This is a genomic window from Paraburkholderia sp. A1RI-2L, assembly GCF_048957375.1.
Lineage (GTDB): Bacteria > Pseudomonadota > Gammaproteobacteria > Burkholderiales > Burkholderiaceae > Paraburkholderia.
The window spans coordinates 817,952-835,979 of record NZ_JARBTA010000004.1 but is presented as its reverse complement, the minus strand read 5'-3'; the positions used below and the strand labels follow the sequence as shown (position 1 = coordinate 835,979).

The following is an 18,028-nucleotide window of genomic DNA, read 5'->3' as shown; positions in this document are numbered from 1 at the left end:
GTTGCATAAAATTATTAAAATACAATGACATAAGGCGATTTTACGCGTCTTTGTCGGGCTTCCTCGCTGAGATTCGAAAAGCCATTGACACTGATATTACCACCGGATATGTTCTGCGCATGGCGAAACTGGACTGGACCAGATTGGAGGCGTCATGAAAGCGAAAACACTCGTGGGTGTCATTGGGGTCGTGGTCGGCGCCAGCGCGGCACAGGCCGGGGCGGAGGATTTGAACGCGCTCACGCAGGCAGCGAAGAAGGAGGGCGCGGTCTATAGCGTCGGCATGCCTGACGACTGGGCGAACTGGAAGGACACCTGGGCTCAACTGACGCATCAATATGGACTGGACCACCGCGATACCGATCTGAGTTCGGCGGAGGAAATTGCCAAGTTCGACGCGGAGAAAAGTAATGCGACAGCCGATATAGGCGACGTCGGCCAGAGCTTCTGCCCGCTCGCGGTGCAGCGGGGGGTGACGCAACCCTACAAGCCGGGCACCTGGAATGACATTCCGGACTGGGCGAAGAGCCAGGACGGCAACTGCATCGTCGATTACACGGGCACGATCGCGTTCATCACCAACACGCGGCTCGTGAAAAATCCGCCGAAGAGCTGGGCTGATCTGCTGTCCGGCAAGTACAAGGTGACGCTCGGCGCCGTTGGCGTGGCGGCACGCGCGAACAGCGCGGTTCTGGCCGCCGCGCTGGCGCAGGGGGGGAGCGAGAAAAACCTGATGCCGGGCCTCAAGCTGTTCGCCGAACTGGCGAAGCAGGGACGGCTGTCGCTCGTGGACCCGAGTCTGGCCAATCTGGAAAAGGGCGAAACCGAGGTCGGCATTCTTTGGGACTTCACGGCGCTTAGCTACCGCGACAAGATCGACCCTTCACGCTTCACGGTCTACATTCCTTCGGACGGTTCGGTGACAACCGGCTATACGCTCATCATCAACAAGTACGCGAAGCATCCGAATGCCGCGAAGCTGGTTCGCGAATATGTGCTGAGCGACGCGGGGCAATTGAATCTCGCGCGCGGTTATGCGCGTCCGATTCGCACGTCCGTGAAATTCCCGCCCGACGTGCAGGCGAAACTGCTTCCCGCGAGCGAGTACAAGTCGGTGAAGCCGATTCAGGATTTTGCCGCGTGGAATGAGTCGGTCAAAAAGCTGCCGCGCCAGTGGCAGGACGTGGTGATGGTGAACATGCAGTAACGCAAGCGCGCCGCCGGCCGGCGCCCGGAACATGTGTTCGGGCGCCGGTCCGCTCGAACGCTCGCTTGTCCAGCTTCGTGAACCGGAGTTTCCTTTGTGATGAAAACCCCCTCGCTCTTTGTTGCCGCCGGGCATGCCGAACGCGCACGCGCGCGCATTCGATGGCGGTCAGGGTTAGCCGCGATCTGGCTGATTCCATTTGCCGTCGTGTTCACGCTGTTTTGTGTCGCGCCGATGGTCTGGGTGATCGCCAACAGCGTGCAATCCACGCAAGGCTTCACGTTCGCGAACTACGCGGAGATCCTGTCGTCGCCTTTTTATCGGCAGGCGTTCGGTAACAGCCTTCGCATATCGCTGTGGTCGAGCGCGATTGCCCTCGTGATCGCAGTTTTCGGCGCCGCGTCGTTGAGGCGCGTGCCGGGTAGACTGCAACGGCTGGTCGTGTCGGTCGCGAACATGACGAGCAACCTGACCGGCGTGCCGCTGGCGTTCGCCTTCATCATCCTCCTCGGCACCAACGGATCGCTGACGCTGCTCTTCGAGGCGTGGGGGCTGGCGAAGCACTTCGATCTCTATTCGATCAACGGACTGATTCTGATTTACACGTACTTCCAGATTCCGCTTGGCATCTTGCTGCTGTATCCGGCATTCGACGCGCTCGACGACGACTGGCAGGCCGCGGCGTCCCTGCTCGGCGCGAAACTCTGGCAATACTGGCGCCATGTCGGTCTGCCGGTGCTGGCGCCTGCGATCTTCGGCACGTTCATCCTGCTGTTCGCGAATGCGATCGGCGCGTATGCCAGCGCCTATGCGCTAACCCAGGGCAACTTCAATCTGATCACCGTGCGCATCGCGAGCCTCGTGGCGGGGGATTTGTTCCTCGATCCCAACATGGCGGCCGCGCTTTCGGTACTGCTGATGCTGCTCTTGCTGGTCGTGACCGTCGCCAACCAGTGGCTGTTGACCAGGAGGGCTCGTCATGCGCGCTGACATTTACCATCGCACCGTCGTCGGCGTGCTCGTGACGATCCTGGCCGCGCCGATACTCGCGACACTGCTGTATTCGTTGTCCGGGCACTGGGGCGCCACGATTTTGCCGGACGACCTCTCGCTGAGCTGGTATTGGCAGCTCTTGCATGACAAGGCGTTCATGGCTGCATTCGGCCGCTCGATGGCCGTGTGTCTCGGCGCGCTCGCGCTTAGCGCGTTGATCATCGTCCCCACGGCCTTCGTGATCTTTTACCGGTATCCGCGCCTGGACAAGGTGATGAGCGCGCTGATCCTGATTCCGTTCGCGGTGCCGCCGGTCGTGACGTCGGTTGGACTGCTCAATATCTACGCAGACGGGCCGGTCGCGATCAACGGCACGCCGTGGATCTTGCTCGGCTGCTATTTCACGATCGCCTTGCCGTTCATGTACCGCGCGCTGGCGAACAGCATGGCAAGCATGAACATCCGCGACCTGATGGATGCCGCTCATCTGCTTGGCGCGAGCACGTCGCTGGCCTTCGTGAGGGTCATTCTGCCGAACCTGAGCAAGGCGCTGATGGCTTCGTTGTTCCTGTCATTTGCGTTTTTGCTTGGCGATTTTGTCTTTGCCAATCTGCTCGCGGGCTCTCATTACGAAACGCTGCAGGTCTATCTGTACAACCAACGCCAGACGAGTGGCCACTTCACCAGCGCCATCGTCATGAGCTACTTTTTCACCGCGTTGATTCTGACCTGGCTTACCGCGCGGTTCAGCAAATAGGATGAGCACCATGAACTACGTCGAAGCGAACGGCTTGACCAAGCAATACGGCACGACGCCGGTCTTTCGCGATATCAGCTTCTCGTTGCGCAAAGGCGAATTCGTCACGCTGCTCGGGCCGAGCGGCTGCGGGAAGTCGACATTGTTGCGCAGCCTCGCGGGACTGACCGATGTGGACGAGGGCACTATCCGCGTCGACGGCGAGGACATCACGCGCGTCGCACCGCAAAAACGCGGGATTGGCATGGTGTTTCAAAGCTATGCGCTGTTTCCGAACATGACGGTTGCGCAAAACATCGAGTTCGGCCTCAAGCTCAAGAAGATGGCGGCGGACGAGCGCACGCGCAAGGTCGCGGATGCGATTCGTCTCGTCGCGCTGGGCGGCAAGGAGCATCAGTATCCGCACGAGCTCTCCGGCGGGCAGCGCCAGCGCGTCGCGCTCGCGCGTGCGCTGGTCGTCGAGCCGCGCATATTGCTGCTCGACGAACCGCTGTCCGCGCTCGACGCACGCATTCGCCGCTCGCTGCGCGAGCAAATTCGTGACATCCAGTCGCGTCTGGGCGTCACGACGATCTTCGTGACTCACGATCAGGAGGAAGCGCTGACGCTTTCCGATCGCATCTTCGTAATGGATCAGGGGCGCATCGTGCAGGAAGGGGAAGCGGAGACCATCTACACGCGACCGGCTTCGGAATTCGTCGCCCGCTTCATCGGCAACTACAACCTGCTCTCGCCGGGCGACGCGCAGGCGCTATTCGACCTGACGATCGATGGGCATCTGGCGATTCGGCCGGAGGCCATCCAGGTTGCCTCGCTCACGCAGGCCGTGGGCGAGAAGCGGCTTGCACCGCTCACGGGAACGGTCCGGCATCGCCAGTTGCTCGGCAACGTGATTCGCTATCAGGTGGAATCGTCCGGTGTGATGCTTCGTGTCGACCGGCTCAATCAGCGCGAGGATCAGCTCTTCGCGCCAGGCGCGCTCGTCGCACTGACGGTCGACCCGCAGCAGATGCGAGAGGTGCGCTGACATGGCGCTCGGCATTTTCGACATGGACGACACGCTCGTCGACGGCGACAGCGCGAACCTGTGGCTGCACTATCTCGTGGAGCGAGGCCGCGCTCCGCGCGAGATGCTGCCGCGCGAGGAGGCGCTGTTGCAGGCCTATCGCGAAGGCCGTGTCGACATGCGCGAGTACGTGCGTTTCGCGCTGGCTCCGATGCGAGGGCTGATGCAAGAAGTCGTTGCGGCCTGGATGGCGGAGTTCGTCGAAGGCGTCGTTTTGCCCCGTATCTTTCCGGAAGCATTGCGTCAGCTCGAATGGCATCGCGCACGGCGGGACCGGCTGCTCATCGTGTCGGCGACGGGTGAGCATCTCGTCAGCGCGATCGCGAATCGTCTCGGCGTGAAAGACTCGATCGGGATTCTCGTGGAAACGCGAAACGGGCGCTACACCGGCGATACCTATGGCGAGCTCAGCTATCGCGAAGGCAAGGTGTCCCGGTTGCGCGCCTGGCTGAACGCCGAGGGCGAAAGTCTCGACGGGAGTTACGGCTATAGCGATTCGTTCAACGATGTGTCGATGCTCGCGGCGGTCGATCATGGCCACGCGGTGAATCCGGATGCGACGTTGCGCGCAATCGCCGTGGAGCGCGGCTGGCGCGTGCTGCACTGGCCGCCGGCCGGCAGGCAATGGGCCGAGGTCGAAAAGTGAAAGTGTCGGGAGGGGTATTGCTGGCCGACATTGCGCTGGACCGCACGAGCGACGTTCCACTGCATCGGCAGCTCTATTTGCAGATTCGCAGGCAGGTTCTGAGTGGCCGGCTAACTGGCGGTACGCGCTTGCCTTCCACGCGCACATTGATTCGCGAACTCGGCGTGTCTCGCATTACGATCGTCAACGCGTTCGAGCAATTGGGCGCGGAAGGGTTTTTGACCTCGCGCATAGGCGCCGGCACCTATGTGGCCGACGAGTGGTGCGCGCAGCACCGGCCGCCGCTGTCGCCCGAACGGCCGCATCTTTCCGCGCGGGGCGCCGCGACCATCTCTGCGCGAGGCGACCTGTTCAGCCGTGCGCCGCGGTGGTGGTCGACGGACGAATCCGAATCGTTCATCTCCAGCCAGGGTGCGTTCGAAGAATTTCCCGTGCGGGTGTGGAAGCGCCTCCTGTCGCGCCACGGCTCGCGGCGCGACATCGATTTGCTCGGCTACGGCGATCCGCTCGGTTACCGGCCGTTGCGCGAAGCGATTGCCGATTACCTGAACGATGTCCGCGGGCTGGACTGCGAGGTCGATCAGATCGCCATTTCGTCGGGCGCCCAGCAGGCGTTCAACGTGCTCGCCATGTTGCTGCTCGATCCGGACGACGCGGTATGGGTCGAGGATCCCGGCCATATTGCGGCCCGCCTCGCGTTTCAGGCGCAAGGCTGCCGGCTGTGCGGCGTCGCGCTCGACGACCAGGGCGCCGACGTGTCGTTTGGCATCGCCCGCCACCCCCGCGCGCGTCTGGCGTTCGTCACGCCGTCGCGACAGCATCCGGTCGGCATGACAATGAGCTTGGGGCGACGCATGGAGTGGATCGACTGGGCACGCGATTCGCACAGCTGGATCATCGAGGATGATTGCGACAGTGAACTGCGTTACCGCGGGCCGCTCCTGCCGGCCCTGTTCGGCCTCGACCGGAACGAGCATGTCATTTATGTCGGAACGCTCAGCAAGGTGATGTTTCCTTCGCTGCGGCTCGGCTATGTCGTGTTGCCGAAAGATCTCGTCGCCCCGTTCGCCGCGGTGTGCACGGTGATCGGGCGCAGCCCGTCCACGCTCATGCAGGCGGTTGCGGCCGATTTCATCCGCGAAGGCCATCTGCAGACGCATATCCGGCACACGCGCGGGCTGTATCAAAGGCGGCAACATGCGCTGCTGACGGAGCTCGGGAGCCAGCTCGGGCATTGCCTGAGCGCCGCGCCGGTCGATGCCGGCATGCATGTGCTCGGCTGGCTGAACGCGGATGTCGACGATCAGCACGTTGCCCGTGCGCTCGCGCAACGCGGCGTCTACACGTATGCACTCGGGGAATACTGTCTGCAGCAGACACAGCGCCCCGCATTGCTCATCGGTTTTGCGGGCACGGCCGAAGCCAATATGCGACGGGCGGTGGCGCGCATGGCCGAGGCGTTGAAGCAACTGGGCCTGGCGTAACGGTGGTGCCCCGCGACGATGGGCAGCGGCTCAAAATGGACATACCGCAACGCCATTTAATGGCTATAACGATCGGTCCGCTGCGATGATTTAATGACGGCATTCTGGATGCGCCCCGCTTGTGCATCCTTCCTGAAGAGGAGTTCGAATGCCACTCATCCAGTCCCGATTCGCGACGCTGATCGGCCAGAACCTCGATGCCGAAGAATCCGCGCGGATTCCCGAGCTCACCCCGGCGCTGGCGCGCAAGCTGATCGAGCGTATCGACAGCGTGCGCCTGTTCGCGCACGCATACACCATGCTGGGCAATTTCACCTACGGCCGCTTTCATCCTTGCGATCTGCTGGATCACGCCTACCGACACGAGCTGGACGGCATCTGCATTCATTTGCTCGACGGCGAGGAGCGCAGCCTCGGGCGAATGTCCGATTCGCAATTGCGCGAGGTGGCGGCTCACGCGAGCCGGCTCGGCCTGGACGTGCATCTCGAGATCAGTAGCACCCAGCGTCCGGACGTCGACGAAGTCGTGCGCATCGCGCGGATCATGGCGGTCGAACACATTCGCGTGTATTCGCGTTACGAGGGCTTGCTGTCCGAGGTGATGAAGCGCGTGGAAGCCGACCTGCGCTACCTCGCGGAGCTCGCCGACCGCCACAGTCTGCATTTTTATTTCGAGCAGCACGAAGAACTGAAGAGCGCAGAGATCGTTGATCTGTTGCGCACGGTGGCGCACCCGCGCCTGCATGCACTATTCGATTTCGGCAACATGATCAACGCATGCGAATCGCCGATGAGCGCGTTGCGCGAGCTGGCGCCATACATCGGCCAGGTTCACATGAAGGGCGTGCGGATTCTGCAGGAGGGCGACGGCTTCGGCCATCGCGGCGTGTTGCAGGGCGGCGCGGACGATGATCTTCCCGGCGCGCGGATGCTGTACGAATTGCTGATGCTTGGCGAATCGAAGCCGCAAATCGTCGCCTTCGCGCTCGAACAGGAAAATCACTATTACGCACCGATGTTTCGCCAGAAGAGCGAAGCAGACGATCCGTTCATACCGTACCGGGAAATGAGCGAAACGGGCATCCCCGGCGGCCTCAGCAAGGAGGCGCTGCTCGAGCAGGAGCCGCGCTGGGCCTTCAATCAGATTCGCTACGTGCGGGCGCTGCTGCTGCGTTTGCGCGAGCTCGCCGAATTGCGCTTGCAGATGGCCGGGACGGCATCCGGCTGCTGATATAGAACGAACACATGGAGAAGACAATGAAGTCGATTGACAGGATGAAATGGATTAAGTTCGTAGTGCTTGTGATGGGCGGCGGGACAGTCTACAAGCTGGCGAACCTCAAGGATGCGTTTTATGTGCCAATGCAGCAGTACCTGGGATTGACCAACGCGCAGATCGGCGTGCTGTTGAGCGTCAACTCGTTGTTTGCGACCGCGCTGTTCGTACTTGGGGGCTACTTGTCCGATCGATTCCAGGCGCGTCGGACCATTTCGTTGGGGATGGCCGGTGCGGGCGTCATCGGCATTTATCTGAGCACGTTTCCGGGCTACAACCAGTTGCTCGTCCTGTTCGCGGCGCTGGCGGTCTGCTCCGACTGCCTGTTTTGGCCCGCGCTGCTCAAGGCGATTCGCAATCTCGGCAACAGCGATGAGCAAGGACGCATGTTCGGCTTCCTCGAAGGCGGCCGCGGAGTGATCGATACGCTGGTGGCATTTTCCGCGCTCGGACTGTTTGTCGTGATGGGTTCGGGCCCAGGCGGGTTCAAGGCGGCGATCTTGATGTATTCGGTGATCGACATCCTGGTTGGCGTGCTGACGTTCTTCCTGCTCAGCGGAGCCGACAAGCACGCGCCCTCCGAACGCAATGCTTCGCAAGCATCGGGGCTGGCGGCGTTGAAAATGGCGATACGTCTGCCGAAACTGTGGCTCGTCAGCCTGAACGTCTTTATGGTGTACGTGGTGTATTGCGGATTGACCTATTTCATTCCGTACCTCAAGTACGTGTACGGTTTGCCGGTCGGCCTCGTCGGCGCCTACGGCATTATCAATCAGTATGGCTTGAAGATCGTGGGCGGCCCGCTGGGCGGCTATCTCTCCGACAAGAAATTCGGCAGCGCGATCAGCTACATCCGTGCAGCATTTTTTGCGCTGATCCCGATGATGGCAGTGATTTTGTGTCTGCCCGGAAAACCCGATTACATGATCGCCGGGATGATTGCGACGCTGGGATTTTCACTGATCGTCTTCACGATGCGCGGCGTGTTCTGGGCGCCGATGGAGGAGGCCGGGATTCCCAATGAAATCAGCGGTGCCGCCTTCGGTGTTGCCTGCCTCATCGGTTATGCGCCGGGGATGTTTGCGTTCATGATCTACGGCGCGCTGCTGGATGCGTATCCTGGGGTGACGGGCTATCACTATGTGTTTGCTTCGATGGCCGCGATGGCGCTGATCGGCATCGTCGTGGCCAATGTGCTGGCGCGTGCCACGCGCACGGGCCGGGTTCCGCGCCCCGCAACGGCCGCGTAGCGAGAGCGGCGCACGCGCCTTCCCAACCTATCTGGCCTCCCTCCAGTTCGAAACCGTCATGCCGAAGTGCTTTCTGAACCAGAAAGCAAACGCGCTCGAACTGGAAAAACCGAGCAGATCCGCGAGTTCCGCGAGCGAGCGGTCGCTATCGCGGATCTGCCGCGAGGCGAGTTCGCAGCGAACGACCTGAAGCAGCGACGAAAAGCTCGTCTCCTCGGCGGCCAGGTGCCGATGCAGAGTCCGACGGTCCACGCCGAGATGCCTCGCCACCTGGTCGGCCGTGCATCGGCCGTTGGGTAACATCGCAACGATCACCTGACGAATAGTATGCGTGGTGCTTTCGTTGGCGCCCGACAGTGCCTGATCCAGAAAGCGCCGGGCATAGAGTGCCATCTGCGAATCGCCGCCGGGCCGATAGGCGGCCAGATCTTTTGCGTGGCACACGATGCCGTTGAAACTCGAATTGAATTCGACTGCCGATCTGAAGAAGGTCTTGTGGCATGTCGCGCCATCCGGTGGACGGTGCTCGAAGCAGACGCTGCGCGGCCGCCAGTTCGACCCGAGCAGTTCCTCCATGCTCCGATAAAGCACGCCGACCGCCATCTCGATGGACTGCCGCACCGAATTCTTGTCGCTCACCAGAATGTTTTCGCGAATCAAGACGGCATCGCCATGTTCTTCAATGCGGGTCAGCAGCGACGCATTAATCAGGCGCATGTAACGGCACAGGCTCTCGAGCGCATCCCGCACCGTGGGCGCTTCGCTCATGACCGCGCTGATCGGTCCCAGGTTGGACAGCCGGCGGCGCATGGCCAGTTGCAAGCCGAAATCTTCCACGCTCGCGGCTGCGGCGCTGTTTTCCAGCAGCTCGCGGACCGCATTGGTGCTGATGGGCGTATCGGGGTTCACGAGATCGCGGGCATTCAAGCCGACCTTGCGCAGCATGCGCGCGGGATCCAGCCCCACATGGCGGGCGAGATCGGTATAGCCGGTGAGGCTGGCGCTGCGGATCGTCAGCATGAATCGTTGCATGGCGGTGTCCCAATTTCGACATAGAATGTCCCAAATAATACATCATCGTCGATTTGCGGGCGATATCCTTCTACTCACTATCCATTAGATGCTTATCCAGGAGGCACGCCATGAATTTCCTCGACGGACACCTGTTTCCCGAAAACCAGCAGCCGCTGATCATTACGGCCGCGCCCTATGCGCCGTCGTGGTTGCCCTCGGACTTCCCTGAGGAAATTCCCGTCACGATGGAGGAGCAGATCCAGAAGGCGGTGGACTGCTACAACGCCGGCGCGACGGTGCTGCATCTGCACGTGCGCGAGCTGGACGGCAAGGGCAGCAAGCGTCTGTCGAAGTTCAACGAGCTGATTGCCGGCGTGCGCGCGCGCGTGCCGGAGATGATCATCCAGGTGGGCGGCTCCATCAGTTTCGCGCCGGAAACCGAGGGCGCGGCCGCCAAGTGGCTTTCGGACGACACGCGCCACATGCTGGCCGAGCTGGACCCCAAGCCCGACCAGGTGACGGTGACGATCAACACCTCGCAGATGAACATCCTGGAGCAATTCGATGCGCGTGACATCCAGGGGACCTCGATGGAAGACCCGGCGGTGTTCAATGCCTACAAGGAAATGACGGTGCCTGCGCAGCCCGGCTGGGCCGAGGAGCATATCCGGCGCCTTTCGGCCGCCGGCATTCAAAGCGCGTTCCAGTGCTACAACATCAACAGCTTCGAATCGGTGGAGCGACTGATGCGCCGCGGCATCTACAAGGGGCCGCTGGTGATGAACTGGGTCGCGATCGGCGGCGGCATGGATGCGCCCAACATCTACAGCCTGGCCAATTTCATGCGCGCGGTGCCCGATGGCGCGGTGGTGACGGTGGAAAGCTCCGTGCTCAATGTGCTGCCGGTGAACATGATGGGCATCGCGATGGGCCTGCACGTGCGCACGGGCACCGAGGACAATCTGTGGAATCAGTCGCGCACGGCCAAGATCGGCACGCCCGCGCAGATCGAGCAGCTGGTGCGCATTTCGCACGAGTTCGGCCGGCCGATCGCCACGGCCAAAGAGGCCCGCGAGATCTCCCGGATCGGCGTGTTCTACGACACGGTGGAAGAAACCCTGGAGGCCAACGGCTTCGCACCGAACCGCGCCGGCAGACAGCAAGGCCATCTGCGCAAGATCGCCTGATTGCGGACGCCCGGCATGCCGCGCCCGCGCGATGCAGCGCGTGAGCGCGCTGCTCACTGAGCGTCGCCTTCGCGTGGCTCTCCTCGAGGACGGAGAAGCCGCGCCCGCCGGCGTACACAGAGAAGCGACCCATTTTTAATCTTTATTTGCGAATAAATATTCATATTTAGACGCTGGTTGATATCAAAAAAGCGCGCTCAAATGGAGTCATTCGTCTCAACGGAGAACTCCATGGAACTCATGCTTGCCGACTCGCTTGCCACCTCGCATCCGTCGTCGTTTCGTCTGTCGCCACATCCGCACCATCACCGGATCGTTCACGTGAGCGCCGAGCGCGACGCGCTCGAACAGTTCCTGGAAGACGTCCGCGAGATCGATATCCAGAATCTCGAGTATGTGCCGTTCATGCGCTACCACCTGAGCGACCTGCTGATCAAGCGGTTCGGCAACGCGTTCGCGCGCACCCTGGTCGACCTCGTCAAGGACCGCAACCATGGCGGTTTCACGATCGGTCTTCAGGGCCTGTCGCAAGATAGTTCGGACTACGTCAAGTTTGGTACGGCCATCGGCCATCTCCTCGGGCCGAGCAATCACGACTCCATGTCGGGCACCTATTACGCGCGCTTCGTGGTCAGGCATACCGACGACAGCGACTCGTACCTGCGCCAGGCCTATCGTCTGTTCACGATGCACACCGACGGCACGTTCGTCACCGAAGCCACCGACTGGCTGCTGATGATGAAGTTCGCCGAGCAGAACGCGATCGGTGGCGAGTCGCGTTTCCTGCACCTCGATGACTGGGACGAGTGCGAGCGCTTCGTGAACCACAAGTTCGCGACACGGCCGTTCCTGTACAAAGCGCCCGGCTCCAAGAACGTGAGCGAGCGGGTCGAGCGCCCGGCATTTTTCCAGAGCGAATTCGGTTTGTCGCTGTCGTTCATCGACCAGTTCGTGCAGCCTGCGAATCGGGAAGAGGCCGCTTATCTGCATGACCTTTCGGCATCGATGGAAGCTTCGCGGGGCACGAAGGAAGTCGTCCTTCCGGCAGGGGACCTGGTTATCCTGAACAACTATTTCTATGTCCACGGCCGCGCGCCGTTCGAAAAGAACGAGGCGCTCTTTCGCGAACTGATGCGCCAGCGGGGCACGTTCGCGCAGTGATGCGGCGCGCGCCCGGTCCGGCAGGCCGCTTGCCCGGCCGGGCCGGGCGTCGAGCCGTTTGAAGTGTTCTTTTGAAGCGTTCTTTTGAAGCGTTTGAAGAAGCAGATTGTGGAGAGACAGATGGAAGATCACCTCGGCGCCGCGGACGTCCAGCCGCTTCCGCGTGCCGCGCAGAAGAGCCAGGCCGCGTATGGCGTGAAGCACGACGTTCCGGCGCGGCTTCGCAAGATCCTTTCATTGGCCGACTTCGAGGCGGCGGCGCGGGGGTTTTTGCCGCGCCCGCTGTACGGCTACATTTCCGGCGCCGCCGAGGACGAGCTGTCGCTCGCCGCGAACCGCAGCGCATTCGAGCGCCTGAAATTCCGGCCGAAGGTGCTGGTGGATGTCACGCGCCGGTCGCAGGCCGCCACGATCTTCGGCCGCACCTACGCGTCGCCGTTCGGAATTGCACCGGTTGGGATCAGCGCGATTTCCGCATATCGCGGCGATATCGCGCTGGCCCAGGCCGCGCAGGGCGAGCAGATTCCCGCAATCATGAGCGGCACCTCGCTGATCCCGATGGAGTCCGTCCATGCCGCCGCGCCGGGCACCTGGTTCCAGGCCTATCTTCCCGGCGACGCAGCGCGCCGCGACGCGCTGATCGAGCGGGTCCAGGCCGCGGGCTTCGCGACGCTCGTCGTCACGGTCGACATCCCCGTGTGGGCGAACCGCGAGAACAACGTTCGCACCGGATTTTCGCTGCCGCTGCGTCCGTCGCTGCGTCTCGCGATGGACGGCCTCGCGCGGCCCAGGTGGCTCTGCGGCACGTTCCTGCGGACCTTGATCCAGCATGGCATGCCTCACTTCGAAAACTCGTTCGCGACGCGCGGCGCGCCAATGCTGTCCGCGTCGGCGATTCGCGACACCACGGGCCGCGATCATCTGTCATGGGAGGACATCGCCCGGATCCGCGTGCGCTGGAGCGGCAACCTCGTGATCAAGGGCATCCTGCACGCCAACGACGCGCGACGCGCGGCGTCCATCGGCGCGGACGGCATCATCGTCTCGAACCATGGCGGACGTCAGCTCGATGGCGCGGTCGAGCCCTTGCAGGTGCTGCCGGAGATTTGCGAGGCCGTCGGCGACGATCTGGTCGTGATGATGGACAGCGGAGTCCGGCGTGGCGCGGATGTGCTGAAGGCGCTCGCGCTTGGCGCGCGGTTCGTGTTCGTCGGGCGCCCGTTCATGTATGCGGCGGCGGTGGGCGGCGAGGCGGGCGTGCGGCACGCGATTGGGCTCCTGCGCGACGAGGTGGACAGGAACATGGCGATGCTGGGGGCGCGTTCGGTCGAGGAGGTTACGAGTGACGTGCTTGCGTGAGGGTGTTGCTGGCAAGCGGAATGCGTGAGACTGTGGCATCCAGTAAACCCCGGGGATCGTGTCCCAACAAAGCAATCGATTGTCCCAGATAAGCAAGCGGGAAAGATAGCCGCCCCAGATACTCGTCGTCATGAATCGAAGCCGGACGCGCTGCTCAAGACCGCGCTCCGGCCTCGTCGACGACCGCTCCTGCTCGAGCCAGCAGCAGCCATTTCCTCTGGAGACGCATCATGAATTTCCTCGACGGCCATCTGTTCCCCGAGAACCAGCAACCCCTGATCATTACGGCCGCGCCTTATGCGCCGGGCTGGTTGCCCAGCGACTTTCCGGAGGACATTCCGGTCACGATGGAGGAACAGATCCAGAAGGCGGTGGACTGCTACAACGCGGGCGCGACGGTGCTGCACCTGCACGTGCGCGAACTGGACGGCAAGGGCAGCAAGCGTCTGTCGAAGTTCAATGAACTGATCGCCGGCGTGCGCAAGGCGGTGCCGGAGATGATCATCCAGGTGGGCGGCTCGATCTCGTTCGCCCCCGAAAACGAAGGGCAGGCCGCCAAGTGGCTCTCCGACGACACCCGCCACATGCTGGCCGAGCTCGATCCGGCGCCCGACCAGGTCACGGTGACGGTCAACACCTCGCAGATGAACGTCACCGATCAGGCCGAGGACGCCGACTTCCGGGGCACTTCGCGCGAGAACCCGACGCTCTTCAACGCCTACAAGGAAATGACGGTGCCCGCGCAGCCGGGCTGGGTGGAGGAGCATGTGCGCCGCCTGAGCGCGAGAGGCATCCAGAGCGCGTTCCAGTGCTACAACCTCAACAGCTTCGAGTCGGTGGAGCGGCTGATGCGCCGCGGCTTCTACAAAGGGCCGCTGGTGATGAACTGGGTGGCCATCGCGGGCGGCATGGATACGCCGAACGTCTACAGCCTCGCCAATTTTATCCGCGCAGTGCCCGATGGCGCGGTGGTGACGGTGGAGAGCAACGTGCGCAACGTGTTGCCGGTGAACATGATGGGCATCGCGATGGGCCTGCACGTGCGCTGCGGCACGGAAGACTGCCTGTGGAACCAGTCGCGCACCGAGAAGCAGAGCACCGTGAAGCAGATCGAACAGCTCGTGCGCATCTCGCGCGAGTTCGGCCGTCCCATTGCCACCGCAAAAGAGGCGCGCGAGATCAGCAAGATCGGCGTGTTCTACGACTCGGTGGAGGAATCGCTGCACGAAAACGGCTTTGCGCCTAACCGCAACGGCGGCAACCAGGGCTTCCTGCGCAAGACCGCCTGATCGCCGCGGTGCGGGTTTGGCAGAGCCAGTCAATCGGCCGGTGCGTTCCGGCTGGCCGATTGATTATCCGATTGCTTGTCTGCCGGGTTATCCGCTTGAAGGTCCGCTTGCTTGCGCCACTGCGAGACGCTGCAGCCGAACGCGGCGCGGAACCAGTGGCTGAAACTGCTGTGTGCGGAAAAGCCCAGCAGCACCGCGACCTCGCCGACCGGCAGGTCACTCTCGAGCAAGTGGCGCACCGCCAGTTCCCCGCGCATCTGGTTGAGCATCGCCGAGAACGTCAGCCCTTCGTCGCCGAGGTGGCGGTGCAGCGTGCGGCGGTCCACGTGCAGATGCCGCGCCACCAGTTGCGCCGTGCATCGTCCGCCCGGGAGCAACGCCAGGATCATTTCCCGGCAGGCTTCGCGCATGCCCTCGCCACGGCGCCGCAGCGCCGTTTCCAGATAGTCTCGAGCGAAGCGCGCGGCTCCCGGGTCCTCGCGCATGCGCGGCATCGACAGGTCGGCCGCCGCGCATACGAGACCGTTGAACGGCTGATTGAACTGGGGATTGCGGCCGAAGAAGACCCGGTAGGGCGTCATGTCGGCCGGCGGGCGATGTGTGAAGCAAACCTGCTGAGGACGCCACTGCGGGCCGATCAGTTCGCGCAGAATGCGCAGTTTCACGGCCACCGCGAGCTCCATTGCCTGGCGCGTGGAGAGTCCGGGTCTCGGCAGCAGCGCTTCGCGGATCACCACGGACTGGCCGGCCTCTTCGATGCGCGTGACCAGCGCGGCGCTCAGCAGCTTTTCGTAGCGGCACAAGGTATCGAGCGCCTGCCGCGGGGTGGGCTCGTCCTTGAGCACGAGCCAGATCGGGCCGAGGTTGGAGAGCGAGCGCCGCGCCGCGAGCCGCAGCGCGAAATCCTCCACGCCGGTCTCGCGTGCGGCGACCTCCAGCAGTTCGCGCACGGCGTGGCTGGGGATCAGCGCCTCGGGGTTGTCGAGCACGCGCGCCGAGATGCCCGCTGCGCGCAGGAACGCATACGGATCGCGCCCGAGCGACTCCACCAGTTCGATGTAGCCGTTCAGGCTGGCGCTGCGTATCAGCTTGTCGACGTGTTGCATGAAGGGGATCCGCGTGGCGGGGTGCCACGCGAAAGGCTATCAGAACGGCCGGTCGCCCATGATGGTCGCGCGTTCCATCCGGCGCGGCGCAGGCCAGTAGTCGCTCACCGCGTAGTGCTGTGTTGCGATGTTGTCCCAGATCGCGACGCTGCCCGGTTCCCATTTGAAGCGCACCTGGTACTCGGGAATGGCCGCCTGGCTGATCAGGTAGTTCAGCAGCAGGCTCGCGCCCGGCGTCTTGTCCTGCCCGAAACGCACGTTCCCGGGCGTATGGTAATTAATAAAGTGAGTCGAGAACGGGCCCACATAAAGGATTTTTTCGCCCGTTTCCGGGTGCGTGCGCACCACCGGGTGATCGACCAGCGGGTACTTGCGCACCAGCTCTTCGCGCTCCTCGGCGGTCATGACCGCGCCGAACGAATGCTCGATCCCGTGCTTGGCGCGCAAGCTTTCGATCTTTGCCTTGATGTCGTCGGGCAGATTCTTGTACGCCTCCACCATGTTCACCCAGATGGTGTCGCCGCCCACTTCCGGGCACGAAATGCAGCGCAGCACCGCGCCCTTGGGCGGCTTGGCCCGCCACGACGCATCGCTGTGGTAGGTGTTCTCGAAGTGATCCCGCTTCTCGCTCTTGTAGATCTCGATCAGGCCCGGGTAGCCCGGCACCGTGTTGGCAACCGGATGGTCTTCCAGATCGCCGAAGCGGCTCGCGAACGCGACATGGTCGGCGCGCGTAATGTCCTGGTCGCGGAAAAACAGCACCCGGTGCTTCAACAGCAATGCCTTGATGTCGGCAAACAGGGCATCGTCTTTCGCCACGTCGGCGATACTCACATCCCGGAGTTCGGCGCCAATCGAACAGGTGAGGGGTTTGATCTGCATGGTGACGTCTCCGTAGACATAGATATTGAAATTCTTGCGATTGTGGGCGCGATGCCAACGGCGCGCTTGACCGAACGCGCCACAATTTGACAAACGCGCACACCGCGTGGGCGTCGCGCACAGCCCGGCCATGCTGGCGGGCCAGGCGCGTAAGATGTCGCGCTGGAATCCGCATGAGAAAGCCCGAAATCCAGCCATGGACCTGAACCTGATCGGCCTGTTCGTCGAAATCGTGGAAGCGCGCAGCCTCAGCGCCGCGGCGCGAAAGCTCGGCATGACGCGTGCGAACGTGAGCCAGCGGCTGAAATTGCTGGAGCGCGAAACCGGCGCCCAACTGCTGCGCCGCTCGACGCGCAGCTTTGAACTGACGCAGGCGGGAAGCACGTTGTACGACAGCGGCCGGCGCATCGTGGAAGAACTGGGCACGGCCCGCGCGTCGATCGACAGCCTCGGCAAGACGCTGCGCGGCCGGGTGCGTATCAGCGTGCCAACCGGCTTCGGCAGGCTGTTCGCCGGCGCGAAGCTGCTCGAATTCGCGCGTGCGAACCCGGGCATTGCGCTGACGGTCACGTTCAACAACTGGATCGAGGATCTGATTGCGGCAGAAGTGGATGTCGCGCTCAGGATTACCTCGACGCCGCCGCTCGATTGCGTCGCGCGCAAGATCTGCTCGTTTGAATGGAGCCTGTGCGCGTCGGCCGATTATCTGCGCGAGCAGGGTCCGATCGAGCGCCCGGCCGACCTCGAACAGCACGCGCTCATCTGCGCGCCCTATGGCGGCCGGCGCGTGCCGATCGAACTCCTGCACCGCGAGAATGCCGCGGACACCCACACGATTACCGTCCCGCCCGCGCTGGAATCAACCGATTATCCGTTCCTTGCGGAGGCGGTGCGCGAGGGCATGGGGATCGGCGTGCTGCCGGACTATGTGATCCACCTGCAGGCGAACCGGGATTTGCTGCCGGTTCTGCAGTCCTATCGCGTCGTGGGTCGGCAAAGCACGCTGTACATCGTCACGTTGCCCAACCGCTATCCGTCGCCCGCGACGCAAGTGCTGATCGACTTCCTGCACGACCAGATTCTCGAGCTTGCCCAAAGCTGGAAATGACCAGTGTGGCCGGCGCAGCGACCTTGTCCTCCGTGGCGTCTCGCTGTCGATTCTCTCGCTGTCAATTCTCTGTTAACAGTCCGTCAATCGGCACTGTGATTGTCAAGCTATAACCGTCGCTCGACAATGTGCTGAAAGATCGATCAGTACATGGAGACGAGACGATGCGCCGCGTATTCAGAAACGCTGCTTCGTAGTCGCGGCGGCCGCCGCCGCCGAGCGTGGGCTGTGCTCACTCCGCCT

At 62.7% G+C, this 18,028-nt stretch carries 16 protein-coding genes; 13 read left to right on the top strand and 3 right to left on the bottom strand.

Features of this window, described 5'->3' with window-relative positions; all coding sequences use genetic code 11:
* The first annotated feature begins 154 nt into the window (after positions 1–154).
* The 8 genes from PWP93_RS32260 (at position 155) to PWP93_RS32225 (ending at position 8,679) form a co-directional block, all read left to right on the top strand.
* A complete protein-coding gene (locus tag PWP93_RS32260) occupies positions 155–1,207 on the top strand; it encodes an ABC transporter substrate-binding protein (RefSeq protein WP_421047619.1) in 1,053 nt (350 codons plus the stop codon).
* A gap of 99 nt (positions 1,208–1,306) precedes the next feature.
* Positions 1,307–2,197, top strand: coding sequence for an ABC transporter permease (locus tag PWP93_RS32255; protein ID WP_421047618.1), 891 nt, complete (start codon positions 1,307–1,309; stop codon positions 2,195–2,197).
* Complete coding sequence (locus tag PWP93_RS32250) at positions 2,187–2,957, top strand: ABC transporter permease (RefSeq protein ID WP_421028187.1); 771 nt, start codon at positions 2,187–2,189, stop codon at positions 2,955–2,957. The genes PWP93_RS32255 and PWP93_RS32250 overlap by 11 nt, the downstream gene beginning before the upstream one ends.
* A gap of 10 nt (positions 2,958–2,967) precedes the next feature.
* Positions 2,968–3,984, top strand: coding sequence for an ABC transporter ATP-binding protein (locus tag PWP93_RS32245; RefSeq protein ID WP_421047617.1), 1,017 nt, complete (start codon positions 2,968–2,970; stop codon positions 3,982–3,984).
* 1 nt (position 3,985) lies between these two features.
* Positions 3,986–4,669, top strand: coding sequence for an HAD family hydrolase (locus PWP93_RS32240; protein WP_421047616.1), 684 nt, complete (start codon positions 3,986–3,988; stop codon positions 4,667–4,669).
* Entirely contained in the window at positions 4,666–6,153 is a 1,488-nt protein-coding gene (locus tag PWP93_RS32235; RefSeq protein WP_421047615.1) for a PLP-dependent aminotransferase family protein, read from the top strand. The genes PWP93_RS32240 and PWP93_RS32235 overlap by 4 nt, the downstream gene beginning before the upstream one ends.
* 148 nt (positions 6,154–6,301) lie before the next feature.
* Positions 6,302–7,384, top strand: a complete 1,083-nt coding sequence (locus PWP93_RS32230; RefSeq protein ID WP_421047614.1) for a sugar phosphate isomerase/epimerase family protein — start codon at positions 6,302–6,304, stop codon at positions 7,382–7,384.
* Between the two features lie 26 nt (positions 7,385–7,410).
* Positions 7,411–8,679 (top strand): MFS transporter, encoded by a 1,269-nt coding sequence (locus PWP93_RS32225; protein ID WP_421028182.1) that lies wholly within the window; start codon positions 7,411–7,413, stop codon positions 8,677–8,679.
* A gap of 27 nt (positions 8,680–8,706) precedes the next feature.
* Here PWP93_RS32225 and PWP93_RS32220 read toward each other — a convergent pair whose 3' ends face one another.
* Complete coding sequence (locus PWP93_RS32220; protein WP_421047613.1) at positions 8,707–9,699, bottom strand: AraC family transcriptional regulator; 993 nt, start codon at positions 9,697–9,699, stop codon at positions 8,707–8,709.
* A 122-nt stretch (positions 9,700–9,821) separates the two neighbouring features.
* Between PWP93_RS32220 and PWP93_RS32215 the strand changes: the two genes are divergently transcribed.
* From PWP93_RS32215 to PWP93_RS32200, 4 genes are all read left to right on the top strand, one after another.
* Positions 9,822–10,880, top strand: coding sequence for a 3-keto-5-aminohexanoate cleavage protein (locus PWP93_RS32215; RefSeq protein ID WP_421028180.1), 1,059 nt, complete (start codon positions 9,822–9,824; stop codon positions 10,878–10,880).
* Between the two features lie 231 nt (positions 10,881–11,111).
* Positions 11,112–12,041, top strand: coding sequence for a glutarate dioxygenase GlaH (gene glaH / locus PWP93_RS32210; protein WP_421047612.1), 930 nt, complete (start codon positions 11,112–11,114; stop codon positions 12,039–12,041).
* Between the two features lie 120 nt (positions 12,042–12,161).
* Positions 12,162–13,400 carry an alpha-hydroxy acid oxidase gene (locus tag PWP93_RS32205; protein WP_421047611.1) on the top strand — a complete coding sequence of 413 codons (1,239 nt, stop codon included), beginning with the start codon at positions 12,162–12,164 and terminating at the stop codon, positions 13,398–13,400.
* Between the two features lie 230 nt (positions 13,401–13,630).
* Positions 13,631–14,689 carry a 3-keto-5-aminohexanoate cleavage protein gene (locus tag PWP93_RS32200; RefSeq protein WP_421047610.1) on the top strand — a complete coding sequence of 353 codons (1,059 nt, stop codon included), beginning with the start codon at positions 13,631–13,633 and terminating at the stop codon, positions 14,687–14,689.
* A gap of 29 nt (positions 14,690–14,718) precedes the next feature.
* Here PWP93_RS32200 and PWP93_RS32195 read toward each other — a convergent pair whose 3' ends face one another.
* Positions 14,719–15,795 (bottom strand): AraC family transcriptional regulator, encoded by a 1,077-nt coding sequence (locus tag PWP93_RS32195; RefSeq protein WP_421047609.1) that lies wholly within the window; start codon positions 15,793–15,795, stop codon positions 14,719–14,721.
* Positions 15,796–15,834: 39 nt separating this feature from the next.
* Positions 15,835–16,677 carry a TauD/TfdA dioxygenase family protein gene (locus PWP93_RS32190; RefSeq protein ID WP_421047608.1) on the bottom strand — a complete coding sequence of 281 codons (843 nt, stop codon included), beginning with the start codon at positions 16,675–16,677 and terminating at the stop codon, positions 15,835–15,837.
* Positions 16,678–16,873: 196 nt separating this feature from the next.
* Here PWP93_RS32190 and PWP93_RS32185 point away from each other — a divergent pair, with 196 nt between their 5' ends.
* On the top strand, positions 16,874–17,785 hold the full coding sequence (locus tag PWP93_RS32185) for a LysR family transcriptional regulator (protein WP_421047607.1): 912 nt from the start codon (positions 16,874–16,876) through the stop codon (positions 17,783–17,785).
* Positions 17,786–18,028: the final 243 nt, after the last annotated feature.

Coding starts and splice junctions, on each gene's coding strand:
- PWP93_RS32260 (WP_421047619.1), top strand. CDS start 155: ATGAAAGCGAAAACACTCGTGGGTGTCATTGGGGTCGTGGTCGGCGCC.
- PWP93_RS32255 (WP_421047618.1), top strand. CDS start 1,307: ATGAAAACCCCCTCGCTCTTTGTTGCCGCCGGGCATGCCGAACGCGCA.
- PWP93_RS32250 (WP_421028187.1), top strand. CDS start 2,187: ATGCGCGCTGACATTTACCATCGCACCGTCGTCGGCGTGCTCGTGACG.
- PWP93_RS32245 (WP_421047617.1), top strand. CDS start 2,968: ATGAACTACGTCGAAGCGAACGGCTTGACCAAGCAATACGGCACGACG.
- PWP93_RS32240 (WP_421047616.1), top strand. CDS start 3,986: ATGGCGCTCGGCATTTTCGACATGGACGACACGCTCGTCGACGGCGAC.
- PWP93_RS32230 (WP_421047614.1), top strand. CDS start 6,302: ATGCCACTCATCCAGTCCCGATTCGCGACGCTGATCGGCCAGAACCTC.
- PWP93_RS32225 (WP_421028182.1), top strand. CDS start 7,411: ATGAAGTCGATTGACAGGATGAAATGGATTAAGTTCGTAGTGCTTGTG.
- PWP93_RS32220 (WP_421047613.1), bottom strand. CDS start 9,699: ATGCTGACGATCCGCAGCGCCAGCCTCACCGGCTATACCGATCTCGCC.
- PWP93_RS32215 (WP_421028180.1), top strand. CDS start 9,822: ATGAATTTCCTCGACGGACACCTGTTTCCCGAAAACCAGCAGCCGCTG.
- glaH (WP_421047612.1), top strand. CDS start 11,112: ATGGAACTCATGCTTGCCGACTCGCTTGCCACCTCGCATCCGTCGTCG.
- PWP93_RS32205 (WP_421047611.1), top strand. CDS start 12,162: ATGGAAGATCACCTCGGCGCCGCGGACGTCCAGCCGCTTCCGCGTGCC.
- PWP93_RS32200 (WP_421047610.1), top strand. CDS start 13,631: ATGAATTTCCTCGACGGCCATCTGTTCCCCGAGAACCAGCAACCCCTG.
- PWP93_RS32195 (WP_421047609.1), bottom strand. CDS start 15,795: ATGCAACACGTCGACAAGCTGATACGCAGCGCCAGCCTGAACGGCTAC.
- PWP93_RS32190 (WP_421047608.1), bottom strand. CDS start 16,677: ATGCAGATCAAACCCCTCACCTGTTCGATTGGCGCCGAACTCCGGGAT.
- PWP93_RS32185 (WP_421047607.1), top strand. CDS start 16,874: ATGGACCTGAACCTGATCGGCCTGTTCGTCGAAATCGTGGAAGCGCGC.